General features: G+C 59.9%; 23 protein-coding genes and 3 pseudogenes. 14 read left to right on the top strand and 12 right to left on the bottom strand.

Features of this window, described 5'->3' with window-relative positions; translation table 11 throughout:
• Positions 1-427: pseudogene (gene virG / locus NKH95_RS30195) on the bottom strand (two-component system response regulator VirG); the annotation flags it as partial.
• Positions 428-1718: 1291 nt separating this feature from the next.
• On the opposite strand from virG, the gene NKH95_RS30200 reads away from it, so the two are divergent.
• From NKH95_RS30200 to NKH95_RS30265, 14 genes and pseudogenes are all read left to right on the top strand, one after another.
• Complete coding sequence (locus NKH95_RS30200) at positions 1719-2504, top strand: type IV secretion system lytic transglycosylase VirB1 (RefSeq protein ID WP_023766572.1); 786 nt, start codon at positions 1719-1721, stop codon at positions 2502-2504.
• 14 nt (positions 2505-2518) lie between these two features.
• The gene (gene virB2 / locus NKH95_RS30205) at positions 2519-2884 is read left to right on the top strand and encodes a pilin major subunit VirB2 (protein ID WP_031257862.1); all 366 of its coding nucleotides are present in this window, start codon (positions 2519-2521) and stop codon (positions 2882-2884) included.
• Entirely contained in the window at positions 2884-3210 is a 327-nt protein-coding gene (locus NKH95_RS30210; RefSeq protein WP_023679584.1) for a type IV secretion system protein VirB3, read from the top strand. Before virB2 ends, NKH95_RS30210 begins: the two co-directional genes overlap by 1 nt.
• Positions 3210-5579, top strand: a complete 2370-nt coding sequence (gene virB4, locus NKH95_RS30215; protein ID WP_023737137.1) for a type IV secretion/conjugal transfer ATPase VirB4 — start codon at positions 3210-3212, stop codon at positions 5577-5579. Before NKH95_RS30210 ends, virB4 begins: the two co-directional genes overlap by 1 nt.
• 13 nt (positions 5580-5592) lie before the next feature.
• Positions 5593-6276, top strand: coding sequence for a TrbJ/VirB5 family protein (locus NKH95_RS30220; RefSeq protein WP_023766574.1), 684 nt, complete (start codon positions 5593-5595; stop codon positions 6274-6276).
• A 55-nt stretch (positions 6277-6331) separates the two neighbouring features.
• Positions 6332-7219: a type IV secretion system protein gene (locus NKH95_RS30225; RefSeq protein ID WP_023766575.1), complete on the top strand. Its 888-nt coding sequence runs from the start codon at positions 6332-6334 to the stop codon at positions 7217-7219.
• A gap of 27 nt (positions 7220-7246) precedes the next feature.
• Positions 7247-7405, top strand: coding sequence for a type IV secretion system lipoprotein VirB7 (locus NKH95_RS30230; RefSeq protein WP_081731114.1), 159 nt, complete (start codon positions 7247-7249; stop codon positions 7403-7405).
• Positions 7402-8115, top strand: a complete 714-nt coding sequence (locus NKH95_RS30235) for a type IV secretion system protein VirB8 (RefSeq protein ID WP_023766576.1) — start codon at positions 7402-7404, stop codon at positions 8113-8115. The genes NKH95_RS30230 and NKH95_RS30235 overlap by 4 nt, the downstream gene beginning before the upstream one ends.
• Positions 8112-8996 carry a TrbG/VirB9 family P-type conjugative transfer protein gene (locus NKH95_RS30240; RefSeq protein WP_023766577.1) on the top strand — a complete coding sequence of 295 codons (885 nt, stop codon included), beginning with the start codon at positions 8112-8114 and terminating at the stop codon, positions 8994-8996. The genes NKH95_RS30235 and NKH95_RS30240 overlap by 4 nt, the downstream gene beginning before the upstream one ends.
• The gene (gene virB10 / locus NKH95_RS30245) at positions 8989-10125 is read left to right on the top strand and encodes a type IV secretion system protein VirB10 (RefSeq protein WP_023766578.1); all 1137 of its coding nucleotides are present in this window, start codon (positions 8989-8991) and stop codon (positions 10123-10125) included. The genes NKH95_RS30240 and virB10 overlap by 8 nt, the downstream gene beginning before the upstream one ends.
• Positions 10109-11149 carry a P-type DNA transfer ATPase VirB11 gene (gene virB11, locus NKH95_RS30250; protein ID WP_023737143.1) on the top strand — a complete coding sequence of 347 codons (1041 nt, stop codon included), beginning with the start codon at positions 10109-10111 and terminating at the stop codon, positions 11147-11149. The genes virB10 and virB11 overlap by 17 nt, the downstream gene beginning before the upstream one ends.
• Positions 11150-11870: 721 nt before the next feature.
• Positions 11871-12557, top strand: coding sequence for a response regulator (locus NKH95_RS30255; protein WP_023814396.1), 687 nt, complete (start codon positions 11871-11873; stop codon positions 12555-12557).
• Positions 12558-12583: 26 nt separating this feature from the next.
• Positions 12584-12739, top strand: a pseudogene (locus tag NKH95_RS30260) (IS6 family transposase); the annotation flags it as partial.
• Between the two features lie 172 nt (positions 12740-12911).
• Positions 12912-13070: pseudogene (locus tag NKH95_RS30265) on the top strand (ATP-binding protein); the annotation flags it as partial.
• A gap of 1057 nt (positions 13071-14127) precedes the next feature.
• Here the strand turns inward: NKH95_RS30265 and groL are convergent.
• The 11 genes from groL to NKH95_RS30320 form a co-directional block, all read right to left on the bottom strand.
• Positions 14128-15795, bottom strand: a complete 1668-nt coding sequence (gene groL, locus NKH95_RS30270; RefSeq protein WP_023766583.1) for a chaperonin GroEL — start codon at positions 15793-15795, stop codon at positions 14128-14130.
• Positions 15796-15858: 63 nt separating this feature from the next.
• On the bottom strand, positions 15859-16155 hold the full coding sequence (gene groES / locus NKH95_RS30275; RefSeq protein WP_019863563.1) for a co-chaperone GroES: 297 nt from the start codon (positions 16153-16155) through the stop codon (positions 15859-15861).
• Positions 16156-16585: 430 nt separating this feature from the next.
• The gene (bioZ, locus tag NKH95_RS30280) at positions 16586-17569 is read right to left on the bottom strand and encodes a 3-oxopimeloyl-[acyl-carrier-protein] synthase BioZ (protein WP_023766585.1); all 984 of its coding nucleotides are present in this window, start codon (positions 17567-17569) and stop codon (positions 16586-16588) included.
• A complete protein-coding gene (locus NKH95_RS30285) occupies positions 17566-18831 on the bottom strand; it encodes an adenosylmethionine--8-amino-7-oxononanoate transaminase (RefSeq protein ID WP_023766586.1) in 1266 nt (421 codons plus the stop codon). The genes bioZ and NKH95_RS30285 overlap by 4 nt, the downstream gene beginning before the upstream one ends.
• Complete coding sequence (gene bioD, locus NKH95_RS30290; protein WP_023735844.1) at positions 18831-19466, bottom strand: dethiobiotin synthase; 636 nt, start codon at positions 19464-19466, stop codon at positions 18831-18833. The genes NKH95_RS30285 and bioD overlap by 1 nt, the downstream gene beginning before the upstream one ends.
• On the bottom strand, positions 19463-20611 hold the full coding sequence (locus tag NKH95_RS30295; RefSeq protein WP_352894187.1) for an 8-amino-7-oxononanoate synthase: 1149 nt from the start codon (positions 20609-20611) through the stop codon (positions 19463-19465). Before NKH95_RS30295 ends, bioD begins: the two co-directional genes overlap by 4 nt.
• Positions 20608-21606, bottom strand: coding sequence for a biotin synthase BioB (bioB, locus tag NKH95_RS30300; protein WP_050592767.1), 999 nt, complete (start codon positions 21604-21606; stop codon positions 20608-20610). The genes NKH95_RS30295 and bioB overlap by 4 nt, the downstream gene beginning before the upstream one ends.
• 94 nt (positions 21607-21700) lie before the next feature.
• The gene (gene nadC, locus NKH95_RS30305; protein ID WP_352894188.1) at positions 21701-22555 is read right to left on the bottom strand and encodes a carboxylating nicotinate-nucleotide diphosphorylase; all 855 of its coding nucleotides are present in this window, start codon (positions 22553-22555) and stop codon (positions 21701-21703) included.
• A complete protein-coding gene (locus NKH95_RS30310; protein ID WP_023766590.1) occupies positions 22555-24096 on the bottom strand; it encodes an L-aspartate oxidase in 1542 nt (513 codons plus the stop codon). Before NKH95_RS30310 ends, nadC begins: the two co-directional genes overlap by 1 nt.
• Positions 24093-25067 carry a quinolinate synthase NadA gene (gene nadA / locus NKH95_RS30315; protein ID WP_023766591.1) on the bottom strand — a complete coding sequence of 325 codons (975 nt, stop codon included), beginning with the start codon at positions 25065-25067 and terminating at the stop codon, positions 24093-24095. Before nadA ends, NKH95_RS30310 begins: the two co-directional genes overlap by 4 nt.
• Positions 25068-25134: 67 nt before the next feature.
• Complete coding sequence (locus NKH95_RS30320) at positions 25135-26103, bottom strand: NUDIX hydrolase (RefSeq protein WP_023735838.1); 969 nt, start codon at positions 26101-26103, stop codon at positions 25135-25137.
• Positions 26104-26138 lie beyond the last annotated feature (35 nt).

Raw genomic sequence — 26138 nt, forward strand, 5'->3', positions numbered from 1 at the left:
GCTTCACGCTGAGCTTCCAGGCCCCAAAGCGAAATGAGCGCTGCTCTCTGGTTCGCGGACTAGAAATGCGCTGGCGTAGCGCTACTCGAATGCGGGCCAAGAATTCGCGCATCCCGAAAGGCTTGGGAATGAAATCGGTTGCGCCGAGCTCCAGTGCAACCACTTTTTCCGCCTCATCAAGCCGGTCGCCGCTGATCACTATGATAGGAACATCCGATTTTGTCGCCAGATTGCGGACGATCGCAAGTCCATCCTCCCGGCCTAGGTTAAGGTCAACAACCACGAGATCGACTGGCTCACGTGAAAGAACATAGTCAAACTGCTTGCTATCGTGGACTGCGGTTACCTTCAGGGCATGCATCGTGAGATACTCGGCGATGAGGCGCCGCATTGCGGCATCATCGTCAATGACAAGAACATGTTTCAACGGCACACCTTCAATCTTGAATCCCCTTGTCTAAACCTGTTGCCGAGCAACCCTGGGGCACCGACCCAGAACAGCTGCTCCTTGATACCACTCGCCGTTGCGTGCGGCCAATGTGAGGCCGTGCTCGTCCTGTTCTTTTCATCCCCAGCGAATTGACCGCACCAAGGCAGCCCGTGGCCACCAGACAGGTCCAAGCGCCGACATGACCCTGCCGTGTGGTCCTTCGCTTTTTCGCTTCGAGCTCCCCCGTTGGTGCAGGCCTGCCAATATCACTCAAGTTCGACCTCATGGATGCCAAGTTTCCTGCTATGCCCTTGCATCCTGGTCATCCTGGAGTTTGCGGACCTGGATCATCTCGATATCCTCCGGCTCGTGGATCCAGCTCGGACATGGTTGAGCAGCGCGGCGTTTGGCTTGATCGGAGAGGCGGTCGGCGGAAGAAGACCGTGATTCGCTGCAGCGGCCTTGTGCAAAATAGTGTGTCTCCTGCCAAGCCGGCTTCGTCCAAGGTGGCCGGCGGCCTCAAATGCTGTTCGGCGACCGGCAGGTCGCCGGTTGCGGTGAACGTCCGGGCTAACATTTCTCAGTTACTGCAACTCCTCCATCTTGAGCGTGTCACTATGCTTGTCCATTGCGCCGTCGGACTCCGTCAATGACGTGCGGTTATCTGCCGATGGGACTGTGCATGATCCACCCTTTGGCGGCGGCGGCCGAACAGCTGAACGAGGCTCGCACCAGGATGGGCTGGGCCGCCACGTCTTCCCAGTTGACCCTCGCCGCCGCGGATTTGCGCCCTCGAGCCAGCTTCGCGGACGAGCTCGCGTCTCAAGCAATGATCTGAGTGTGCAGGGCCGCGCATGGCTGCTCTTTAACGACCGGCAGCATACCGGCAAAGTTGGGCCGCTTTATCGCCTTAGTCGATTCCCCACGGTGATCCCGAGCCTGAACAAGCCCGCCAAGCTCCCCATTTTGTCCTTGGCTTGGCGCTGACAGAAGTACCATCCATGACGCCAAAGTCGCGGCCCACACTCCAGGAGCAACGGACGGCCGGGACGAGCAATCCTGTACAGGAGTCATTGTACCAAGATGCTCCGGATGTCGCTGGCTGATCGGGCCCGCGCCACTCACGCATGCGCAAGATGCTCACCCACGCTGATACGAACACGGTCTTTGCTTCAATTGAAACCGAAAAGCTGAACTTGAACATTACACAGTAACAAACCTCCCCGATAAGCGCGTGCCGGACAGGGCCAGAACCCGTCCGGCGGCTTGGAAAGGTAGGTGATAGGGAATGTTTATTGCAGCTTGGCCGCTGGCCATCGTCCTGATGACATCCATGTCACTCCCAGCCGAGCCCGCGCCACTTTCTCCGCGTGAGTTCCGCAGCCTGTCGCGCAAATGCGCCCCCTGGGTTGCGCCGTCCACCCTCGCCGCGATTGCCAAGATTGAAAGTGGCTTTGAAACGCTGGTGGCTCATGACAACACCACAGGTGAGCAGCTTCGCTGGATAGACCACCTGGAAGCCACGCGGGGCATCAAGGAACGCCTCGAAGCACAACATTCTGTCGATGTTGGATTGATGCAGATAAACAGCAAGAACTTTGCCGTGCTCAATCTCACGCCGGAAAGGGCTTTCGAGCCCTGCGCCTCGCTTTCGGCTGCCGCCCACCTGCTTGAAAGCCGGTATGCCGGCGGCACCACTGCTGTGGCACAGCAACTGGCGCTTCGCCGTGCCATCTCGGCCTATAACACGGGCGACGTCACGCATGGCTTCGCCAACGGTTATGTACGCAAGGTCGAGTCGGCCGCAAAGGACATCTCAAGTCTCCTTGAGAGAACGCTGGAGCCGACTGCTCGAGATGTGCCGCACCTTGAGGCACCCGGTCGGAAAGCCGTGCCGCCTCTGCTCCAGCAGAGCCAACAGGCCAATAGAAAGAAGCAGCCCAACCAAGATTCTTGGGACATCTGGGGCTCGTATCAGCCAGACCGCTCCGGGGCCGATCCCTCCGATCCGACAGGCAGCCAGGCTGCGAAAGCACGGGAACCCTCGAACCCGAACAAACTCGTATTCGATTGAAACATGGAGATGCAATGATGACGCCACTCAAGATACTTCGTGCGCTTAAAACGCGTGTTCCTTCGCCTTTTTTCATGCTGCGCATGGCGGCTGAATATGTACCGGCCGCTGCTGCAGGCGCGGCGTGGACGGTCTTCTACAGCGGGCCAGCCGCGGCTCAGGTGACCGGAGGGACGGATCCTGCCAAGATGGTCCAGAATATCTGCACGTTCATACTTGGGCCCTTTGGACAATCACTGGCCGTGCTCGGGCTCGTAGCCATCGGTATCTCTTGGATGTTCGGTCGTGCTTCACTTGGCCTGGTTGCGGGTGTCGTTGGAGGGATCGTCATCATGTTCGGGGCCAGCTTCCTGGGCAAGGCGCTCATAGGCGGTGGCTGATGAGCGACCGGTTGGAAGTGAGCACCCTCTATGTGGCGGCGACGCGCCCGGCACTGTTTCTGGGGGTGCCGCTGACGCTGGCCGGATTGCTCATGATGTTGGCTGGGCTTGTTATCATTATCCTTCAGAACCCGCTCTACGAAATCGTTCTCGCGCCACTCTGGTTCGGAGCACGGCTGGTTGTTGAGCGTGACTATAACGCGGCAAGCGTCGTGCTGCTCTATTTGCAGACGGCCGGCAGAAGCGTGGACGGGCCGGTCTGGGGAGGCGCAAGCGTCAGCGCCAATCCGATCAGAGTGCCGAAACGCGGAAGAGGAATGGTGTAATGTTCGGCGCCAGCGGCCGGACCGAGAGGTCTGGCGAGATCTACCTTCCGTATGTTGGTCACGTAAGCGATCAGGTTGTCCTTCTGGAAGACGGATCGATCATGGCCATGGCACATGTGAACGGTGTGCCCTTTGATTTGGAAGACGCTGAGATGCGCAACTCGCGCTGCCGCGCGTTCAACACTCTCTTGCGCAACATCGCCGATGACAATGTCTCGATATACGCTCATCTTGTGAGACACAACGATGTGCCGGCGCCGGCGCCGCGCCGGTTTCAAAGTGCATTCGCTGGCAGTCTGAGCGAGGCCTACGAGCGTCGTGTGCTGTCGGGAAAGCTCTTTCGCAACGATCACTTCCTCACTTTGATCGTGTCCCCCCGCACCGCAATCGGCAAGATCGGCTTGCGGATTGCCAAGTCCCGCAGACGGAATGAGCACGATCTAGCCACCCAAATGCGGAGCCTGGAAGACCTCTGGCACATCATTGCTGGCGCACTCGGCGGTTACGGTCTGCGCCGGTTGGGCATTCGTGAGAAAGGCAACGTGCTCTTCACGGAAATCGGCGAGGCGCTTCGGCTCATGATGACTTGCCGGTTTCTTCCGGTTCCGATGGTTACCGGCTCACTTGGCGCCTCGATCTACACTGACCAGGTCATCTGCGGGAAGCGGGCGCTTGAGATTCGAAGGCCCGGGGATAGCTCCGTCGGATCATTGTTTTCGTTCCGTGAATATCCGGCGACGACGCGGCCGGGCATGCTAAATTCCTTGCTGTCCGCCAACTTCCCGCTTGTCCTGAGCCAGAGCTTTTCCTTCCTCACTCGCCCGCAAGCTCATGCCAAACTAAGCCTTAAGTCCAGCCAGATGACGAGTGCCGGCGACAAGGCTCTCACCCAGATCAATGAACTTGCCGAGGCAGAGGACGCACTGGCAAGCAACGAATTCGTGATGGGTTCGCATCATCTGAGCCTGTGCGTCTATGCCGACAGCCTCAATAGCCTTGCAGATCGCGCAGCAAGTGCCCGCGCACGGCTGGCCGACGCGGGCGCCGTTATCGTCCAAGAGGGCATCGGCATGGAGGCCGCATATTGGTCCCAACTTCCGGGGAACAACAGGTGGCGCACGCGCCCGGGGGCGATCACCTCACACAATTTTGCCGGGCTCGTCTCATTTGAGAACTTCCCAAGCGGTTCCAGTTCCGGCCACTGGGGCAATGCTGTTGCGCGCTTTCGCACAAACGGTGGAACTTCTTTCGACTACATCCCCCATGAGAATGACGTCGGCATGACGGCAATATTCGGGCCCGTTGGCAAAGGCAAGACGACGCTGATGACCTTTGTCCTCGCGATGCTTGAGCAAAGCTTGGTCGATCGCAATGGTGCGATCGTCTTCTTCGACAAGGATCGGGGTGGTGAACTGCTGGTGCGAGCCACGGGAGGGACATATCTTGCGTTGCGCAGAGGCGCTCCGAGCGGCTTGGCCCCTCTGCGTGGACTGGACAACACCTCCGCCTCTCGGGACTTTCTGCGCGAGTGGTTGATGGCCCTGATCGAGAGTGACGGCCGTGGTCCGATCTCGCCGGAGGAAAGCCGTCGGCTGGAACGCGGCATTGTTCGTCAGCTTTCGTTCGAACCCCCTATGCGCTCACTTGCGGGCCTGCGCGAGTTCCTATTGCACAGCCCCTCCGAGGGCGCAGGAGCACGGCTGCAGCGGTGGTGTAGAGGGGGGGCGCTTGGATGGGCCTTTGACGGCGACGTGGACGAAGTAAGGCTGGATGCCTCCATTACGGGCTTCGACATGACGCAGCTCCTGGAATATGAGGAGGTCTGTGCACCGGCCGCCGCATACCTTCTGCATCGAGTGGGCGCTATCGTCGATGGTCGTCGGTTCGTGATGAGCTGCGACGAATTTCGATTCTATCTACTCAACCCCCAATTCTCGGCCGTTATCGACAAGTTCTTGCTCACGGTCCGCAAAAACAACGGCATGTTGATACTCGCAACGCAGCAGCCTGAACACGTTCTGGAATCGCCTCTCGGAGCTAGTCTCGTTGCGCAATGTATGACGAAAATTTTCTACCCATCACCGACGGCGGACCGCTCTGCGTATGTCGATGGCTTGAAGTGCACTGCGCAGGAGTTCGAGGCAATCCGCCAGGGAATGGCAATCGGCAGCCGCAAGTTTTTGCTCAAGCGCGATAGCGGGAGTATTGTTTGCGAATTCGATCTTGGGCAGATGCGCGAGTACGTAGCCGTACTCTCGGGGCGGGCCAACACAGTGCGCTTTGCCGACCAGCTTCGCAACCAGCACGGAGACGCCCCAAGTGGGTGGCTCGACAAGTTCATGGCCCGGTACCATGAAGTTCAAGACTGACGGAGGAATATTCATGAAACTTGCCAAACTTGCAGTAACGACCCTTGCTGCTTCCCTTCTGCTTCACGGACAGGCCCGGTCGCAATGGATCGTCACCGACCCTGTAACAGAAACACAATCGACCTTAACAGCGATTTCCAATGCGGCGATCCTTGAGAGGTCAATCGAGACGCTCGCTACGACGATCGAAATGGTGACAATGCTAACCTCGTCATTCGCTGTCACGGGAGTGCTAAGCTCACTGAACCAAGGAAATCATTACCCGTCGAGCAATAAGCTGGAGGAGCAGATGTTTGATGCTCGGGCGCCAGCTTCGATTATCGCCCGTAACATTGCGGAGGACCCAAATCGGATAGTCACGGGCGACGATTCAGAAGCGAAACTGTTAAAGGGACAAATCGCTGGGGCCGCCAATGCCGCAGCTATTGCAGCCGACACTTTGGGCATGATGGACAAGCGCCTTAAGGATAACGCCGGCACGCTTGGTCAGCTTTCCCGCTCGGGAAATATTATGCAGGCCACCGTGACCAACGGTCTGGTCCTCAAGCAGATTCACGATGCGATGATCCAAAATGCCCAGGCCACGAGTCTGCTGACTATGGCCACTGCACAAGGGAGCCTTCACGCCGCTGAGGAGGCCGCCACGCAGCGTCGCGAACATCGGGACACCGCTCGCATTTTTGGCCCCCTCCCGTGAACGCTGAGTTCATCAGGCTCAGCTGCGCTGATCAGGGACACATCAGGCTCACGCCATGAATTTCAAAATTCCCGCGCCATTCACGACTATACACACGATCTTTCATGGGGCCTTCACGTCCGGGCTGCACAAAGTGCTTGAAAACGTCCAAGCGGCGGTCAGTGCGCCTCTGGTTGCGTGTGTCACGCTCTGGATAATAATCCAAGGCTGTCTGGTCATGCGTGGTCAAGTCGATGCGCGCGGGGGTATCTCGCGCGTAATCATGGTGTCGATTGTCGTCGCCCTTATCTTAGGGCAGGCCAACTATCAGCAGTACATTGAAGCGCTTTTCGACGAAACGATTCCGAGGTTGGCTCACGACATCAGTGGCAGCGACTTGCCCTTCATCGGAATCGCCCAGAAGCTCGACATCATGTTTGCTTCAAGCCAGTATGTCTTTCAGCTGATTGCTTCCGAAATTGGGCCTATGAACGGCCAGGACATACTTGCTTTCGAGGGAGCGCAATGGATTTTCTACGGCGCGCTGTGGACAGCGTTCGAGATCTACGATGCCGTTGGAATTCTGACGAAGGTGCTCTTGACGATCGGCCCCCTGGTCCTTGTAGGCTACCTTTTTGATCACACTCGAGACATAGCCACCAGATGGATCGGCCAACTGCTCTCGTACGGGCTGCTGCTTCTCCTCCTCAACATCGTTGCAACGATAGTAATCGCTGCCGAAGCAGTCTCGCTGGCAGCCATGCTTTTGATGATCAAATTCTCGGGCACGACAGCAGCCAAGATCATCGGGCTTTACGAGCTCGACATGCTTTTCCTAGCTGGTGACGCTCTGATCGTCGCGCTTCCGACGATCGCCAGCAGCATCGCCGGCGGCTCTTGGGGAGGTGCGAACCGACCTCTTAACAGCCTCAATCGCCACTTTGCCAAAACGGCGGGTGGTTAATCAATCGACAAGTTCGGTGCCAAAAACATGAAATATTGCCTACTTCTGTCAATCCTCGCTTTGGCCGCCTGCAAGACGAGCCATGGGCTTGCGACGTGCGCGGGTGCCCCATTCCAACTGAACGTGGGACAATGGGAAACCACCCCTGAGGATCTTCAGGTCGAATGCGCGGAAGAGCCAAAGTGAAATTTCCTGAACATGCCCTTCTGGTGGAGAGAGAAACGCTAGCCGCCCACTATAAGAAGGTGGAAGCGTTTCAAACGTCACGAGCGAAGTCTGCGCGGCGCCTGTCAAAGGCCCTGATCGCCTTTGCCGCAGCGGCGGTCCTAGGAAATGTTGCCCAGGCATTTACCATCGCTGCCATGGTCCCGTTGGCCAAGCTCGTACCTGTGTTCCTCTGGGTCCGGCCGGATGGGACCGTCGACAGCGAAGTGTCAGTGTCTCGACTGCCGGCAACCCAAGACCGAGCCGTCATAAATGCTTCGCTGTGGGAATATGTACGCCTGCGCGAGGGGTACACAGCAGATACAGCCCAATACGCCTATGACCTCGTATCCAGTTTCAGCGCGCCGACTGTGCGACAGCAATATCAAGATTTCTTCAACTATCCGAATCCCACCTCGCCGCAAGTCACGGTCGGCAAGCGCGGCAAGCTCGAGGTCGGGCATATTTCTTCAAACGACATCAGTCCGGACGTTCAACAGATCCGTTACAAACGTACGCTTGTTGTCGATGGGCAGATGCCGATAGTGACCACCTGGACAGCTACCATCCGCTACGAGCGCTTGACGGGTCTGCCTGGGCAATCGAGGCTCACCAATCCGGGAGGTCTACTCATCACTTCCTATCAAAGCTCGGAAGATAGCGTATCGAACCTGGGCTATGTGCAGCCATGACAAAAAGAGCGTTTCTCGCGCTGGTCTGTTCACTCTTCTTAACGATGGAAGCGTCCGCGGAAGACACACCACTTGCCGGCAAGCATGATGCGCGCATGCGCTACCTGGCTTACCGTCCTGACGAAGTGGTGCGCCTGTCTACCGCAGTGGGGGCAACGCTGGTTGTCACATTCGCGGCCAACGAGACAGTCGCAGCCGTGGCCGTTTCCAATAGCAAAGACCTGGCTGCGCTCCCGCGCGCCAACTATCTCTTTTTTAAGGCTAGCCGGATGCTCCCGCCGCAGCCGGTCATCGTGCTGGCCGAGAGTGAGTCCGGTACACGGAGATACGTCTTCAGTATTTCAACGAGAGCGATGCCAAAACTCGATGAGCAGCAACCTGACCTATACTACAGTGTGCAGTTCACCTATCCTGCTGATGAGGCTGCTGCTCGGAGAAAGGACGCAGAAAGGCGCTCGATTCTTGGTCAGGCCCGGGCGAAAGTGCTGCACGACGAGAGAGTTCAGGATTTGTTGAATCGGCCCGCCGCAACTACCAGTCCGGACGAAAGCAATTTTCACTACGTCGCAAAGGGCGATCGATCGCTGTCGCCGCTGCAAGTTTTCGATAATGGCTTTACCACCGTATTTGGCTTCGCAAGCAATTCCCGCATACCCTCTCTCTACATTATCAATCCCGACGGCAAGGAAGCCGCTGCCAATTACACGGTCAAAGGAGACTATGTTGAAGTATCCGCAGTCGCCCGGGAATGGCGTCTGAGAGATGGCAATACGGTCTTGTCCATTTTCAACAGGGCTTATGACCCTGTGGGACGAGCGCCAGGGACCGGTACAGTGACACCCGACGTGTGGCGCGTTTTGAAAGGCTCGGCCGATGAATGAAACCGGCCCACAGTCGGGACATGATGTCCATGCCTCCGGATCGATGGTCTCGGAGCCGGCCCGCCGGCATGTTTCGGGATTGCAGAAGTTGGCCGTCGCTGCTCTTGTTCTCATCTCATCTCTATCACTCATCTGGCTCGGAGGTCGTCCCAGCACACAAGACGAACCAACTCAGCCAAAACCTCCAATTGTCGCCGACGCCGAACCATTCCGCCCCGTGCCGATTGAGATTGCTCCCGAAGCTCCAGCAGCCGTACAGGCGGCGCAGGCAGGAGATCCTGCGCCATCCACGCCGACTTCAGCTGATCCGCCGCCGGAGGAAACACCAATTTTCGCCTACAGTGGCAGCAGTAAAATGCCCAACGACGGTCAGCGGAGCGAAGACAACCATAGGGATGCTCCCGCGACCTCGGATGAGATTTCAGACGCTGGCGATCTGTCGGCGCGATTGAAGCCAGATATACAGGAGCCAAGCCGGGCCACACTTTTGCCGCACCCTGATCTCGTGATTACTCAAGGAACGATCATCCCCTGCATTTTGCAAACGGCAGTCGACACAAATTTACCGGGTTATGTGAAGTGCGTCTTACCTAAAGACGTCCGCGGCGCCACCAACAACGTGGTGCTTTTGGATCGCGGGACGACCGTGATTGGCGAGATCCAGCGTGGTCTCCAACAGGGGGATGCGCGTGTCTTCGTGCTGTGGACGCGCATGGAAACGCCTGACCATGCCCTCGTTTCGCTAGCATCGCCGGGCGCTGACGAGCTCGGCCGCTCCGGAATGCCTGGCACGGTGGATAATCACTTCTGGCAGCGCTTTGGCGGAGCAATGCTCATGAGCGTCATTCAAGGCGCGTTTCAGGCCGCCGGTCAATACGCTGGCAGCTCAGGTGGAGGAAGCGGTATCAACAGCTTCCAGAGCAACGCCGGACAAGCCGTTGAGACGACCCTTAGAGCAACGATCAACGTTCCGCCAACTCTGAAGAAAAACCAGGGAGATGCTGTATCCATCTTTGTGGCTCGGGACCTCGATTTCTCAGATGTATACGATCTTAGAGCGACCGCCGTGGCGCCAGCCCCCCCCCAACATCGCCAACGCCGGAGAGACAACAATGCGACCGGAGGCTGACCCTCAATTGCGTTTGCTTCTCAACCCTGTTCTGAAATGGCTTGAGGAGCCAAGGACCGAAGAGGTCGCTATCAACCGGCCTGGGGAAGCCTTTGTCCGACAGGCCGGCGTTTTCACGAAACATCCGCTACCGCTATCTTATGACGATCTGGAGGACATCGCGATCCTCGCTGGAGCGCTGCGCAAGCAAGATGTCGGACCGCAAAGCCCCCTCTGTGCGACTGAGCTGCCGAACGGAGAGCGGCTGCAGATCTGTTTGCCGCCCGCTGTTCCCTCAGGAACAATAAGCCTGACGATACGGCGTCCCTCAAGTCGTGTGACCGAACTCAAGGAAGTTTCTTCTCGCTACGAATACTCGCGTTGGAATCAATGGCGGTCACGAAAGGAGCGCCAAGAGCGGCAGGACGAAACGATTCTTCAGCACTACGACCATGGTGACTTGGAGCAATTTTTGCGAGCGTGCGTTTGCGGGCGGCTCACGATGCTGCTTTGCGGACCTACTGGTAGCGGCAAAACGACAATGAGCAAGACTTTGATCAACGCTATACCCCCGCAAGAGAGGCTGATAAGTATCGAGGACACGCTCGAACTTGCAATCCCGCACGAGAATCATGTCCGGTTACTCTATCCGAAGGACCGAGCAGGCGTAGGTGCGGTGACAGCCGAGCAACTGTTGCAAGCCAGCTTGCGCATGCGCCCTGATCGAATATTGCTTGGCGAGATGCGCGATGATGCTGCTTGGGCCTACCTTAGCGAAGTCGTCTCCGGCCATGCGGGATCAATATCGACGATTCATGGGGCGGATCCGGTCCAAGGCTTTAAAAAGCTCTTTTCACTCGTCAAGAGCAGCCCGCAAGGAGCTGCTGTGGAAGACCACACGCTTCTTGACCTGCTGTCGGCTGCCATTGACGTCATTGTGCCGTTTCGTACCCACGGCGACGTGTATGAGGTGGGGGAGGTGTGGCTCGCCGCCGATGCCCGGCGACGCGGAGAGACAGTAGCCGATCTTCTCAATAAGCACTAAGGCTCGAGCACGTCGGGGATCGGTAAGTCGTTTGTGATATGATGGCGCAACTTGTTCAGATTCAACGTCACTTTGATTTGACCGAGGTTGATTATGGGAGGACGACTGGGCGTAGCCCTTCGGTCACAAGCCTGAACTCTTCGGCCGCCCTGTCGGCGCGGCAAGCTGCGGCACGATTCGACTGGGTGTATCGAGCGCGTCCGCTGAATTGCGCGGGCGACGCTCAGCGAGCTGGTGCCGATGCCTGCTTCAAAAGCGGCATCGACACCCGGCAGGTCGTACCCTTGATTTACCTAGCCGCGCTCAAATGAGCGTCTTCAAAGCCGCCGAACGTGGTTCGGAATGACCGGTTGGTAAATCGGGAAGTGCTATACAGGGAATCCTCCCGGTATTGCCTCCAGGGGGTCCTCTCAATGAACAAAGCCGCAACCTGCCCTTGCGACCTCAGCTGGAGTTTGCGACGCAACCCATATAGGAGGATCGATGCGCAGAGAAATCGCAGGCAGAGTCGGTGGCATTGTGGGCTGGCCGACCGACGGTTTCAGCCCGTCAACAGGTCTTCACGTGTTCCATCCCCGACTATTGCAGGCGTGCGGATTGCATTCTCCCGCGATCACCCATCGGAAAGAGCGTTACGAACACTACGAAGAGTTGCGCGACTTCTGCTGTCGCCCCGGTCTTACAGCGGACGGTGACCTGTCCTACCTTGATAGGACGTGAAATGCGAACGCTGCTCATTGATCATCACGTGGATCTTACGCGCGCCGTGCGAGCTGCGCTCGGGGATAGCGGTTTTGCCGTTGATGTAGTTGGCAACCTGGAACAGGCGTCGAGGGCATTCTGTTGCGCAACCTATGAAATTCTCCTGCTGGAGTTGGCTCTGCCAGATGGCGATGGCTTGGGCTGGCTGAGACAGCTAAGGAGCGACGGGCATTCAGTTCCAACCCTCATTATGAGTAGCATCAACGATCTCGAGAAGCGAATTGCAATTTTCAACGGTGGCGCGGACGATTTTCTGCTCAAGCCCGTCTCTTTCGATGAGCTCATCGCCAGAATGAGAGCCATTCTGCGCCGGTCGACACAGGTGACCGACCCCATCGTTGTATTTGGCAATCTCAATTTCGATCCGATCGGCCGACAGGTTTCCGTCTCGGGTCATCCTCTGAAGATCGCACGCCGCGAACTATGTATTTTAGAGCATCTGCTTATCCGTGCAGGCCGCATCGTGCCTCGTGCGCAGTTGGAAGATCACCTCTATTCGTTCAACGACGAGGTATCTGCCAACGCGCTTGAAGTCGGAATCTATCGCTTACGTGGACACCTGAGTAGGTCAGGTGCAACGCCACGGATCACGACCGTGCGCGGCATTGGTTACCTTCTTGAATTGACTGAGGCGGCATCCGCATAGTTGGTCTAAATTGAAAGAACAGACTGCGTATCAAGCGCCGCATTCGATCCATCGGCTTCAAGTCGCAGGCGAGCGCCGTGGTTATCCTCTCCGGCATCGAGATGATCCACATGATTGGCAAGCGACAGGCGAGGTATGACTACAAGTCTGTCGATCGCTGTTTCGATATCCTCGCTGCCTGACGGACAGGCCGAAATGGCCGTTCACACCCCCATTTCCAGGTTTGCGACAGAGCCTTTTGTCGGCGTTGCCGGCTTCGAAGGGCCGGTGCGCGCCGAGCGCATCAAGATCATCCCCGGCCACCTTGCTGCGGCCACTCGCCGAGTACGAAGCGGTGGTCGGAGGGAGCTGGTGATGACGACGCTAGATCATGACCTGCTGATCGCAATCCTGGATCGGCTGAAGTTGACGGCCATCCGCGACCAGCTCGACACGCTCATGTCGAGCAAGATCGCGCAGTTCCCGTTTGTCCGCGAACTCGACGGCTTCGGCTTCGACGCGCAGCCATCGGTCTGCTTCAGCCAAACGTATTCATAGGTATGGGACAGGCCTTGCTATGTCCGAACGTCACTGCGCGGCAAAAACGTTGGATTTCTCAAGAAATAAAGTATTGGACAGTGCCCAATTTACCGTTGGAAAAGCTGGATATGGCGTTTCAGCGTTTCAGCGAAATAACCGAAATCAATCACTCCTAACAGCAAAGGCAACCGGAACTCGATCGCTTCCGTTGCCCGCGACTTAGCGAAACGCTTGTTCGCGATTTACTAAAACGGCTGTCCCAATTTAGTGAAATCCGCAGACAAGCCGCTGGAGGTTGGCCAAAGGCCACCCACGCCTGCTCCGAGGCCCTCCAGGGCAATGGTCTGAGACCTGGGCTCAAGCAGGATGAGACGCCGCTGGAGCTCAGGTGCAAGCGCTGCCACGCCCGCTCCGAGGCCCCACAAGGCCGAAGCGCAGTCGTCGGGGTCACGAGGCCTCTCGGCCACGACGACGAGCCTGAACCTGGATCCGCCTTTCTTGAGGCGTTGCGACTATCATCGCGGCGACACGCAGCTCTTGATTTGTGTGCGACACCTCAGCAGATCCATCGGGCTGAGCCGCTCAGCAATCAACGAGAATGTCCAGCGGCAGATCAAGGATACTCAGAGGAGGAAACGCTTGATCTTGAGGCTCAGAGCGCGTCTGCTCCACTATAGAACAGGATGATTCACCGGGTCCTTCAACGCCAGCCGCCGGTCCGATGAGAGAATTGTCTCGGATATCACGCTCGATGGGGTTAAATGCCGAGATGGGCGCCTTGCCACGCTCCTCAATGCCCCTCATGATTCACCGCCTATAGCTACCAACTGAATGAATCATCGTGATTGTCGCGCAGCGGAATCCTCAAGGATCGGGCAGTTCGTAGGGGGCGCCGGTTTGACCAGGTTGAGCCCGCGAATTGCTCGATCGGACAAGATCCTAATTCTGACGAGATCCTCGGGACGCACTCCAAGTTGTCGATCATGTTCGGCACACAAGGAAAGGGCGGCATTGCTGCCGCCCTTTCCGCTGTAGGTTGATAGGGGCTGGATTAGAAATCCATGCCGCCCATGCCGCCCATGCCGCCCATACCGCCGCCGCCCATGCCGCCAGGCATGCCGCCGCCGCCAGCCGACTCCTTCTTCGGAGCCTCCGCGATCATGGCTTCGGTGGTGACCAGCAGGCCGGCGACCGAGGCCGCGTCCTGGAGAGCCGTACGGACAACCTTGACCGGATCGACGATACCCATGGCGATCATGTCGCCATATTCGCCGGTCTGGGCGTTGTAGCCGAAGGTCGCGCCCTTGTTCTCAAGGATCTTGCCGGCAACGATCGATGCTTCCGCACCGGCGTTGGCCGCGATCTGGCGGGCCGGAGCCTGCAGCGCACGACGAACGATGTTGATGCCGGCGGCCTGGTCGGCATTGACGCCGGTGACCTTGATGTCGGCCGAAGCGCGCAGGAGAGCGACGCCGCCGCCTGCAACGATGCCTTCTTCGACGGCCGCGCGGGTCGCGTTGAGGGCGTCATCGACGCGGTCCTTCTTTTCCTTGACTTCGACTTCCGTGGCACCGCCGACGCGGATCACCGCAACGCCGCCGGCGAGCTTCGCCAGACGTTCCTGCAGCTTCTCCTTGTCGTAGTCCGAAGTGGTCTCTTCGATCTGCTGCTTGATCTGGGCAACGCGGCCCTGGATCTCGGCCTTCTTGCCGGCGCCGTCGACGATGGTGGTGTTCTCCTTGGAGATCGACACCTTCTTGGCGCGGCCGAGCATGTTGAGGCCGACGTTCTCGAGCTTGATGCCGAGGTCTTCCGAGATGACCTGGCCACCGGTGAGGATGGCGATGTCTTCCAGCATGGCCTTGCGGCGATCACCGAAGCCCGGCGCCTTGACGGCGGCGATCTTCAGGCCGCCACGCAGCTTGTTGACGACCAGCGTGGCCAGGGCCTCGCCTTCGACGTCTTCCGAGATGATGAGCAGCGGCTTCGAGGTCTGCACGACGGCTTCGAGAACCGGCAGCATCGCCTGCAGGTTGGACAGCTTCTTCTCGTGCAGGAGGATGTAGACGTCCTCGAGCTCGGCAACCATCTTGTCGGCGTTGGTGACGAAGTAGGGCGAGAGATAGCCGCGGTCGAACTGCATGCCTTCGACGACCTCGAGTTCAGTCTCGGCGGTCTTGGCTTCCTCAACCGTGATGACGCCTTCGTTGCCGACCTTCTGCATCGCTTCGGCGATCATCTTGCCGACCGACTCGTCGCCATTGCCGGCGATCGTGCCGACCTGGGCAACTTCCTCGGAGGTCTTGATCTTCTTGGCAGCCTTGCCGAGCGCCGCGACGACTTCGGTCACGGCCAGATCGATGCCGCGCTTCAGGTCCATCGGGTTCATGCCGGCGGCAACGGCCTTGTTGCCTTCCTGGACGATCGACTGCGCCAGAACGGTCGCGGTTGTGGTGCCGTCACCGGCGATGTCGTTGGTCTTCGAAGCAACTTCGCGGATCATCTGCGCGCCCATGTTTTCGAACTTGTCGGAAAGTTCGATTTCCTTGGCGACGGTGACCCCGTCCTTGGTGATGCGCGGTGCGCCGAACGACTTGTCGATGACGACGTTGCGGCCCTTGGGGCCGAGGGTGACCTTCACCGCGTCGGCGAGGATGTTGATGCCGTGAAGCATGCGCTCACGGGCATCGCGGGAGAATTTTACGTCTTTGGCAGCCATTTTTTTACTCCTGGGCATCTCGCCCGAAATTCAGATTTGATGGTGCGAAGGAAAGGCCTGATATCAGCCGATGATGCCCATAATGTCGGATTCCTTCATGATCAGAAGGTCTTCGCCATTGAGCTTGACTTCGGTACCCGACCACTTGCCGAACAGGATGCGGTCGCCGGCCTTGACGTCCAGCGGGACCAGCTTGCCTGCTTCGTCACGAGCGCCGGAGCCGACGGCGATGATCTCGCCTTCCTGCGGCTTTTCCTTCGCCGTATCCGGGATGATGATCCCGCCGGCGGTCTTGGATTCGGATTCGACCCGGCGAACGACCACGCGGTCATGCAGCGGCCGGAAATTCGACTTTGCCATTTTTGGATGTCCTTGGTGCGGATGTTGAACGGTTCTCCGTTGCCGGAGCGTGCTTAGCACTCAGCGGAAGCGAGTGCTAACGCGGCAATGAGATAAGCCGCATGCTCCTGCTAGTCAAGACGAAAGAGCAAAGAGCAAAGAGAAAAGAGCAGACAGCAAAGAGAAGAGAGCAAAGAGCGTGTAAGCATCGAGCCTTTTATGTGAACAATGTCGGGTATCAGACATATATGGGGCGGCTCACCCTTTGTATTTGAGCTTTATTCAGATGGCACGAATGATGCAACAGGTGATGCATTTGATCTCATCCAGAGGCTCGCACGGGGTCGTGCTGCGTCAGCTCGGTCATGTCGAGCTTCAGAAGGCCATTTTGGCATTGGTTCTGTTGCCCTATTCCCATTCATGACCAGTCCTGCGCGCGTGAGCCGGCCGGCTAGATTCCAACCACGAGAGCGCCGCCGCTGAGACCCGCACCCGCCGCCGACAGAAGGATTTTCTCTCCAGGCTGGAATGGCTCCGTCTGGTTGGCGAGCGAGAGCGACAGCGGGATCGTCGCGGCCGAAGAGTTGCCGTATTCGGCAATCGTCTTGACAATTGCTTGGTCCGCGATGCCGAGGTTCCTCCCGACCGCGTCGAAAATCCGAGTATTGGCCTGATGGGGCACGAACCGGCCGAGATCGTGTGGCCGCACTCCGGCAGCGGCTAGCGCGCTTATCGAGCAATTGGTCATCATCTCGACGGCCTTTGCGAACACTTCGCGGCCGTCCGTCATCCTCATTCGGGTTTGCGCGAGATCGAGGTCACCGTGGAACGGCTTGTTGCTTCCTCCTGCGGGAATCTGGATCAGCCCGTATCGCGAGCCGTCCGAAGCCACCGAGGCACCGAGAATGCCCCGATCAGCATCATCGCACTGACCGATCACCAGGGCGCCGGCGGCATCGGCAAACAGGACCGAGCTTGCGCGCTCGGCTGGATTGATGCGGCGGCTGAGGATATTGGCGGCGATAACAAGGCTCGCTTTGCCGTGCAGGCGGGTAAATCCGTCCGCAAACATCAGCGCATAGATGAAGCCGGCGCAGGCGCCTGTCAGATCCACCGCGCCTGCGCTGCCAAGGCCAAGCTTGTGTGCGACCAGCGGCGCGCTCGGCGGCAGAAGATGGTCGGGCGTCGAGGTGGCAAGCAACAGCAGACCGATGTCGTGGCGCGCAATACCGGCGTTCGCCAGCGCCATGTCGCCGGCCTGCGCAGCAAGACCAGACAGCGTGTCTTCGTCGGTTGCCCAGAAGCGCGACCGTATCCCGGTACGCCTTTCGATCCAGCCTGGATCAAGACCGAGATTGCTCTCGATTTCGGCATTCGCCACCTTTCGCCCAGGCGCATGATGGCCAAACCCGAGAATGCGCGACGACTTGCTCATGGCCTGGACCCGAAGCGTTCGCCCGCCTCCTCAATGGCGTCATAGAGTCGCTCGAGCTCGTCGCCGGTGATGCAATAGGGTGGCAGAAGGTAGAGGACATTGCCGAGCGGGCGCACAAGTAGCCCTCGCTCGAGGAAGAAAGCGCGCAGTTTCGGTCCGATCTCGGCGAGATAACCTGCGGAACCGGTTCGCAGGTCGAGCGCCGCGATCGTGCCGGTCGCCCGGCAGTCGGTGAAGAAGCTGTTGTCGCGAAAGCGTCGAAGCCCGGTGGCCTGCATTGCGCTCAAGGCCGCAATGCGCTCGGCCACCGGCTCGTCCCGCCAGATCTCGACATTGGCAAGTGCTGCCGCGCAGGCAATCGGGTTGGCAGTGTAGGAGCTCGAATGGAAAAATGTCTTCTTCCGGTCCTCGGAATAATGAGCCTGGAAGATGGCATCGGTGGCAAGCGTTACGGCCAGCGGGATGGCGCCGCCGGTCAGGCCTTTCGAGGTGCACAGGATATCTGGAGAGATCGATGCCTGCTCGCAGGCGAACATGGTTCCGGTCCGCCCCCAGCCGGTCATCACTTCGTCGGCGATCAGCAGCGTGCCGGAGGCCTCAGTGATCTTCTTCAATTCGGCCAGAACTGAAGCCGGATACATCAGCATGCCGCCGGCGCCCAGCACCAGCGGCTCGACGATTAAGGCTGCGGCTCGTCGATCGCGGGTCACAGCCTCTAAACGATCCAGCGTCTCTTGCTCGCGCCCCGCTGCCGGAAAGGGGATGGTGGCGACCTCGAACAGCAAGGGTTCGTAGGCGGCGTTGAACACGCCACGCGCACCGACGCTCATCGTGCCGATCGTGTCGCCATGATAGCTGTGATCCATGACGACGATGCGCGAGCGTGGGGCGCCGATATTGCGGAAATAACCGAGCGCCATCTTCAGCGCTACTTCGACCGAGGTCGAGCCACTGTCGGAATAGAACACCCAGTCGAGTCCAGCGGGAGCGAGGCCGACAAGCGCCTTGGCCAAGCGCTCTGCCGGCTCGTGCGTGAAGCCCGCAAAGATAATCTGGTCGAGGCTCGACGCGGTTGTCTCGATTGCCTTCATGATGCGGGGATGGCGGTGGCCATGTGTGACGACCCACCAGGAGGAGATGGCGTCCAGGATGCGGGCGCCGTCGGCCCTGCGGAGATAGGCGCCTTCAGTCCGGACGATTTCTGGGATCGCAGGCTCGAGCGCGTGCTGGGTGAAGGGATGCCACACATGAGACTGCGACATCAGTCACCTCCAGTAATCGAGGCGAAGGCGAAGCCGGCAATCATTGCGTCCCTCAGTGTCTTGCCGGTCAGCAGATCGAGGTGCGGCAGCCTGCCGAGCTGCGGCGCACCGCTGAATTCCACGATGGTCCGTTGCGTATCGGCCATCTCATCGCCGATGAAAGCGATGCCGGCCAACGGGATGGATCGGGCGCGGAGCGCCTCGATCGAGAGCAAGGTGTGGTTGATGGTGCCGAGCGTGGTGCGGGCGCACAGAATAACGGGCAGCCGCCATTCAGCGAAGATGTCGATGAGCCTTGTGCGCCGGTTAAGCGGCACCATCAGGCCGCCGGAGCCTTCGATGACGAGCGGCGTCGGTAGGACGGGAAAAGCAAGATCGGCAGCCTTGATCGCCACGCCGTCGATCTCGGCCGAACGATGCGGCGACAGCGGACTCCGCAAGCGGTAGGCTTCCGGCAGCACGCGCTCTGAGGGCAAGCCGGCAAGCCGCGCGACCACTTCGCTGTCGGTCTCGCCGTCGAGGCCCGATTGCACCGGTTTCCAGTAAAAGCCGTCGAGCAAACCGGCGAGCCCAGCCGCAAACACGGTCTTGCCAACTCCCGTGTCGGTTCCGGTGATGACGATGCGTTGGGTCATACCGCCTCCGGTGATGTTTGGGCCAACACCTCGACCAGCGCCTCGACCATGGCGGAAATGTCGGCTTCGCCGATATTGAGCGTCAGTGAGATGCGCAGCCGCGACGTGCGCACGGTCGGAGGACGAATACCGCGTATGTCGAAGCCGCGGGCCTGCAGGCGCGCCGCCACTGCCATGGTGCGCCTGATATCGCCGATTACGAGGGGCTGGATCTGCGAGCCGCTGGGTATCACGCCGCAGCGCTCGGCCAGCTGGCGGCCGGCGAGGGCAACGCGTTCATGCAGCTGAACACGCCGCATAGGCTCGTCGGCGAGCATTGCGAGTGCTTCGCGCACTGCCACTGCCATCAGCGGCGATGGCGCGGTGGCGTAGATGAATGGCCGGCAACGGTTGATCAGATACTCGCACAGTGCCCTCGGCCCGGTCACGAGCCCACCAGATGCGCCGAGCGCCTTGCCGCAGGTGTGGAGCGCGACGATGTTGTCGCGGCCCTCGAAAGCGGCGGCAAGCCCCCGGCCGTCCGGTCCCCAGACGCCGGTCGAATGCGCCTCGTCAATGACGATGAATGCGCCGTGCCGATCGGCAAGCGCGACCAGGCTCTCCAAAGGCGCGCAGTCGCCATCCATGCTGTAAAGGCTCTCCACCGCGATCCAGACGCATCCCATGCCGCCTGCGGCGCGCCAACGTGTGATCGCATCCTCAACAGCGGTGGCATCGTTGTGCGCGGCCAGCACGAACTGTGCGCGCCCGGCCTGCGCACCCTCATGCATGCTGGCATGGGCGAGCTCATCGAGAACCAAAAGATCGCCCTTCCGCGGCAGGGCGCTCAGCAGAGCGAAGTTGGCGATGTAGCCGCTGCCGAAGAACAGCGCGCGGTCGGCTCCAAAGAATGCCGCCGCGTCTGCCTCGAGCTGCTCGTGTTCCGGTGCATTGCCGCGCAACAGCCGCGACCCGATGGCGCCAACCGGCGTGCCCCGCGCAATCGCCGCCACAACAGCATCGCCAAGTCTCCTGGACGAGGCCAGCCCGAGATAGTCGTTCGACGAGAAATCGAGACCTGCGCGCGGCGCAAGCGTCCGCAGCCGGTCCTTGCGGGCCAGTCCCTGCAAGGTCGCGTCATAGCGGGCAAGCGGTGCCCCGTTCATTGCGCCTCGAGTTCCATCGGCTCAATGCCGAGACGGCGGAACAGAAGGCTATCCTTGTCCTCACCGGGATTGTCCGCCGTCAGCAGCGTGTCGCCGACGAAAATCGAGTTGGCACCGGCAAAAAAGGACAGCGCCTGCATCTCGTCGGTCATGGCGGTGCGGCCGGCGGAAAGACGCACATGCGATTTCGGCATCATGATGCGCGCCAGGGCGATCACGCGCACGAATTCGATCGGCTCGATGGGCTTGGCTTCGGCAAGCGGGGTGCCGGCGATCGGGATCAGCATGTTGATCGGGACGCTTTCCGGCGGCTCGGGTAGGTTCGCCAGCGTAACCAGCATGTCGATCCGGTCCACCGGATCTTCGCCCATGCCGACAATACCGCCGCAGCAGACCTTGATGCCGGATCGACGAACCTGCTCAAGCGTGTCGAGCCGCTCGGCATAGCCGCGCGTGCTGATGATCTCGCTGTAGTAGCGTTCCGACGTATCGATGTTGTGGTTGTAGTAGTCGAGGCCCGCCTGCTTCAGTCGAGCGGCTTGCTCAAGATCGAGCATGCCGAGCGTCATGCAGGTCTCCATGCCCAGCGCCTTGACGCCTTCGACCATCGCCACCACCGCATCCATGTCGCGCGCCTTGGGGTTTCGCCAGGCCGCGCCCATGCAATAACGCGTGGCGCCGGCATCACGCGCCTTGGTCGCCTCGGCGATGACGCGCCGGACCTCCATCAGCTTCGACGCCTTCAGGCCGGTTTCGTGACGCGCCGACTGGCTGCAATAGCCACAATCCTCCGGGCATCCTCCCGTCTTGATGCTGAGCAGCCGGCTGAGCTGGACCTTGTTTGGATCGAAATTCTGGCGGTGCACCGTTTGCGCCAGGAAGAGGAGATTGTTGAAGGGGGCATGGTAAAGTGCCTGAGCCTTCTCCAGGGTCCACGCTCCGGGGTCAGGGGATTGAGCCTGTGGCGATGTCTGCGTTGAACTTGCCGTTTGCATGTCCATGCTGTTCCTCCGGTCTGTCTTGCGGGGTCTTTGCTATCTGACTGTTGACGATCGGAGAGGACAGTTGACCCAATCCTGACTCAGACAATCATGAGCCCCGATGGTCGAGGCCGATATCCAGGATCGGCGCGCTGTGGATGAGTCGGCCGACCGAAATCAGATCAACGCCGGTCGCGGCAACCGCCCGCGCTGTATGGGACGTGATCCCGCCAGAAGCCTCGGTGATAGCGCGGCCACCGACCATTGCGACGGCGCGGCGAAGATCGGGGAGGGACATGTTGTCGAGCAGAACCGCATCGGGAGCGAAGCCAAGTACCTCCTCCAACTGGGCCAGAGTATCGACCTCGACTTCGATCTTGACGAGATGACCGGCCGCTCTTCGTGCTCGCTCGAGCGCTGGGCGGACGCCGCCTGCGATGGCGATGTGGTTGTCCTTGATCAAAATTGCATCGTCCAGACCGAAGCGGTGATTGGACCCGCCAGCTGCGCGCACGGCATACTTTTCGACTGCCCGCAATCCGGGCGTCGTCTTGCGGGTGCAGACGATCTTCGCGCCATACCCACGAACCGCAGCGACGATCGATGCCGTTGCCGTGGCGATGCCGCTCAGATGGCACAAAAAATTGAGTGCCGTCCTTTCGGCTGTGAGAATGGCCCGGGCCGGGCCAACCACTGATGCAATGATCTCTCCATCCACGACATTGCAGCCGTCTGCGCGCTCCACCGAGATTTCGACAGCAGGATCAATCAAGCCGAAAGCGAGCATCGCCAGATCGAGGCCGGCGACAACTCCGGACTGTCGCGCCACCAACACGGTTCCCGCTTGGTATTCCTTCGGGACGATGGCCTGCGTGGTCAAGTCGCCGGCTCTGCCAAGATCTTCAAGAAGAGCTGCCCGTACAAGCGGCTCAAGCACGACCGTGGGTAGCGGTGAAAGTGTCATCACTTCGGCCCTTCGAGACTTGGCGAGTGTCCGAGTCCCCGCGCTGTAGCCAAGGCGGCTTCGAGGGTGATTTCGGACCGTCGGGCGGCAGTCGCATGATGAGGAAAATCTGTCCGGTAATGAGCGCCGCGGCTTTCTTCGCGCAACAAGGCGGCAACCGCGATCATTAGCCCGACAGCCGCCGGATCCGAGACCGCATCCTTGCTTTCGGCGAGCGGCAATAAGGCACGCGCGGCTGCTTTCAAACCTTCACCATCCCGGACGATGCCGAGTGCGCGCGACAGGAAAACACGCACGCGTATCGGAGCGGGCGGTGGGTAAACGTTGGCAAACGCAGGCCTTGTTCTGCGCGCAGGCGTCCCGGCGACACTTTCAGCGACCCAGCGGGCGCACACGATGGCTTCTGTCAAGGAATTGCTGGCGAGCCTGTTGGCGCCATGCAGTCCTGTCGAAGCGACTTCGCCGCAGGCCCACAGCCCCTTGACGGAGGTTCTGCCGGAGCTGTCCACTGCAACGCCACCCATGTGGTAGTGTTGGGCCGGCCGAATGGGGATGAGATCGCGGGCGGGATTGATGCCCGCTCCACGACAGGCTGATGCGATTGTCGGGAAATGTCGAGCGAATGCCGGGCCAGGCCGTTGTCGGGCGTCGAGAAAAACACGGTGGCCGTCCGCAAGATGGTTCCACACGGCCCGGGCCAAGACATCGCGAGGCGCAAGTTCCGCCCCTGGCACGCTCTGGAGAAAAGCCTGGCCGGTTTCATCGATCAGGGCAGCACCTTCGCCTCGGACAGCCTCGCTGACCAGCGCCATAGGGCGTTCCGGGCCGTCAAGCGCGGTCGGGTGGAACTGGATGAATTCGAGGTCGGCTAGGACAGCTCCAGCGCGGGCCGCAAGTGCAAGGCCTTGTCCGCAACTTCCCCAAGGGTTCGTGGTGTCGAGAAACAGTCCCCCGATGCCACCGGTGGCGAGGACGACCCGCCGTGAGCCGAAGAAGAAAGGTCCGATCGAACAGCTCGCCCAGACGCCCCGGATCGCATTCTCTCGCACGGCCAGCCGGCGCGCTTCCACGCCCTCCACGACAACTATCGACGGAGTGGAACGTACAGCCGCGATCAGGGCACGCATGATCTCACGCCCGGTGCCGTCCCCATGCGCATGAACGATGCGACGTCGGCTGTGTGCGGCCTCCAATCCGAGGCACAGTGATCCTTTCGGCGTGCGGTCAAAGGGAACCCCAAAGGCCGCAAGCCCCTCTATCGCCTTGGGCGCGGCTTGGAGGATGCGGCTCGCCACGTCTCTGTCGCAGAGACCATCCCCGGCAGCAAGCGTATCGGCCAGGTGCATTGCCGGCTCGTCGTCTTCGCCGAAACTTGCAGCCAGACCCCCCTGTGCCCAGGTGCTCGAATTGTCAGCTCCCAGCAGCGACCTTGACAGAAGAAGCACCGGCTCCGGCGACAGTTGAAGCGCGGTCATCAGTCCGGCGATGCCGCCGCCGATGATGATGGGACGCCCGAAGAAGCTGCGGAGGTCGGCGCTCAAACTGCCAGCATCCGTTCGACCGCAAGCCGCGCGCGCCCGGCGATCCCGGGTTCGATGGTTACGACATGTTGGTTCTGCTCGAGCGCCGTGCGGATGTTGGCAAGCGTGATCCGCTTCATGTGCGGGCACAAATTGCAGGGCCGGATGAACTCGACCTCTGGGTGCGCTAACGCGACGTTGTCGCTCATCGAGCATTCCGTCATCAGCACGACACGTGGCGGCCTTTGCCCTTCGACATAGTCGGACATGGCAGCCGTCGAGCCGGAAAAATCTGCTTCAGCCACGACGTCGGGCGGGCATTCGGGATGGGCGAGCACGACCACGCCGGGATGGCTTTCGCGCAACTCGCGGATGTCGGCCGGTGTAAAGCGCTCATGCACCTCGCAATGCCCTTTCCAGGCGATGATCTGTACATCGGTCTGGGCGGCGATATTCTGGGCCAGATATTCGTCCGGCAGCATGATCACCCGGAGAACCCCAAGGGATTCGACGACCGCCTTGGCGTTGCCGGATGTACAGCAGATATCCGACTCGGCTTTCACTTCGGCCGACGTGTTTACATAAGTAATGATCGGAACGCCGGGATAACGCTGGCGCATCAAGCGCACGTCTTCTGCCGTGATTGATTCCGCCAACGAGCAACCGGCGCTGAGATCCGGAATGAGCACGGTCTTGTCCGGATTAAGGAGCTTGGCCGTTTCGGCCATGAAATGGACGCCGGCCAGCACGATGACTTGCGCCTCGATCGTCGCAGCCGTGCGGGCTAATGCCAAGCTGTCGCCGACGATGTCGGCCACGCAATGGAAAATCTCGGGCGTCTGATAGTTGTGCGCCAGGATGATGGCGTTGCGCTCGCGCTTCAGTGCAAGGATCGCCTCGATATCGTCGACGAAAGCCGGCCATTCGATCGGCGGGATCACTCGCCGGACGCGCTCGTAGAGCAACGCGGCCGCAGGCAGCATGGCGCTCATCAACCCTCTCCCGCTTATACTCTAATTGAAAATAACCAGCATATACTTGCTGTGAGTATAAGGGATGTCAACCCCGCGCCAGCGGCAATTTTGTCCCGGCGATGAGCCTATCGTCGAGAACGGCGTGGCGGAAACGGAAAAGCTTCGCTGGCCGGCCGCCGGTCTCAGTAGTGGCCTCTCCGGTCTCCTCGACCAGTTCCTGCTGTTCGATCAGTCGGCGAAAGTTCGGCTTGTGGATGAGCCTGCCGGCGAGCGCCTCCACGGTTCGCTGCAGCTGCAAAAGCGTGAAGACCGTCGGCATCAGCTCAAAGACGACCGGCCGGTATTTGATCTTGGAGCGCAGCCGCGCAATGCCGGTCGCCACGATGCGGCGATGATCGGCGACCATGGACTTGCTGGGCACCAGCGGAGGGGGCGCCCCGTCCCGCCCTCTTACGGCCTCTTGGACCAAGCCTGCTTCGTAAACTAACTCATAGCGTTGCAGCGTGAGTTCCTCGTTCCAAAGGCGGTCGTCGAAGCCAAAGGCTATCGTCGCCCGCTGCCAGCGTTCACGTCGCGTGGCCGCATCGCGGACGCCGTTTGCCCATTCAATCAGGCGTGGTCGCAGAACATCCAGCACGACCGGAGGCGTGCCGGAGCGATGGTCCTCCCATGGAAAATATTCATACCAACTCTGCCATCCGCACTTGGGCGGGCCCGCTGCCTGTTCCTTGCGGGTCAATGCAAGATAGCTGATGGAGATGACGCGCTGCTGGCGCTCGGCGCCGATGCGATCCCGATCAGCGAACGTGTAGAGTTGCTCAATGTACCCCAGCCGATGGCCGGTCTGCTGCTCGACCCACCCCCTCAAGCCGGATTGCAGCGATCGGTGCTCAAGCGCAAAGGGACCGGAGGGCAAGGTGTCCGCCTGGCCGATGGTGAGGACACAGGGTTCACTGTCGTTTACGGCGACCACAAAGGCGATCAGGTCCACTTTGACGTCGTCGGCATTCACGGCGGCTCTGTCTTTCCTGAGTCGTATTGCCTGATCGTCCATGTTCGCGAATTGGTTTGCCAGCTCGGGGGGGCACT

Origin of the sequence: Mesorhizobium sp. M0848, from assembly GCF_040319805.1 — a bacterium.
In the GTDB taxonomy this organism is placed as follows: domain Bacteria; phylum Pseudomonadota; class Alphaproteobacteria; order Rhizobiales; family Rhizobiaceae; genus Mesorhizobium.

Bases quoted from the DNA above. Each gene is read 5' to 3' on its own strand.
- groES (WP_019863563.1), bottom strand. From the start codon at position 16,155: ATGGCAAAGTCGAATTTCCGGCCGCTGCATGACCGCGTGGTCGTTCGC.
- nadA (WP_023766591.1), bottom strand. From the start codon at position 25,067: ATGAGCGCCATGCTGCCTGCGGCCGCGTTGCTCTACGAGCGCGTCCGG.
- bioD (WP_023735844.1), bottom strand. From the start codon at position 19,466: ATGACCCAACGCATCGTCATCACCGGAACCGACACGGGAGTTGGCAAG.
- NKH95_RS30200 (WP_023766572.1), top strand. From the start codon at position 1,719: ATGTTTATTGCAGCTTGGCCGCTGGCCATCGTCCTGATGACATCCATG.
- virB4 (WP_023737137.1), top strand. From the start codon at position 3,210: ATGTTCGGCGCCAGCGGCCGGACCGAGAGGTCTGGCGAGATCTACCTT.
- NKH95_RS30220 (WP_023766574.1), top strand. From the start codon at position 5,593: ATGAAACTTGCCAAACTTGCAGTAACGACCCTTGCTGCTTCCCTTCTG.
- bioB (WP_050592767.1), bottom strand. From the start codon at position 21,606: ATGCAAACGGCAAGTTCAACGCAGACATCGCCACAGGCTCAATCCCCT.
- nadC (WP_352894188.1), bottom strand. From the start codon at position 22,555: ATGACACTTTCACCGCTACCCACGGTCGTGCTTGAGCCGCTTGTACGG.
- NKH95_RS30210 (WP_023679584.1), top strand. From the start codon at position 2,884: ATGAGCGACCGGTTGGAAGTGAGCACCCTCTATGTGGCGGCGACGCGC.
- virB11 (WP_023737143.1), top strand. From the start codon at position 10,109: ATGCGACCGGAGGCTGACCCTCAATTGCGTTTGCTTCTCAACCCTGTT.
- NKH95_RS30225 (WP_023766575.1), top strand. From the start codon at position 6,332: ATGAATTTCAAAATTCCCGCGCCATTCACGACTATACACACGATCTTT.
- NKH95_RS30320 (WP_023735838.1), bottom strand. From the start codon at position 26,103: ATGGACGATCAGGCAATACGACTCAGGAAAGACAGAGCCGCCGTGAAT.
- NKH95_RS30230 (WP_081731114.1), top strand. From the start codon at position 7,247: ATGAAATATTGCCTACTTCTGTCAATCCTCGCTTTGGCCGCCTGCAAG.
- NKH95_RS30255 (WP_023814396.1), top strand. From the start codon at position 11,871: ATGCGAACGCTGCTCATTGATCATCACGTGGATCTTACGCGCGCCGTG.
- virB2 (WP_031257862.1), top strand. From the start codon at position 2,519: ATGATGACGCCACTCAAGATACTTCGTGCGCTTAAAACGCGTGTTCCT.
- NKH95_RS30240 (WP_023766577.1), top strand. From the start codon at position 8,112: ATGACAAAAAGAGCGTTTCTCGCGCTGGTCTGTTCACTCTTCTTAACG.
- bioZ (WP_023766585.1), bottom strand. From the start codon at position 17,569: ATGAGCAAGTCGTCGCGCATTCTCGGGTTTGGCCATCATGCGCCTGGG.
- NKH95_RS30295 (WP_352894187.1), bottom strand. From the start codon at position 20,611: ATGAACGGGGCACCGCTTGCCCGCTATGACGCGACCTTGCAGGGACTG.
- NKH95_RS30285 (WP_023766586.1), bottom strand. From the start codon at position 18,831: ATGTCGCAGTCTCATGTGTGGCATCCCTTCACCCAGCACGCGCTCGAG.
- groL (WP_023766583.1), bottom strand. From the start codon at position 15,795: ATGGCTGCCAAAGACGTAAAATTCTCCCGCGATGCCCGTGAGCGCATG.
- virB10 (WP_023766578.1), top strand. From the start codon at position 8,989: ATGAATGAAACCGGCCCACAGTCGGGACATGATGTCCATGCCTCCGGA.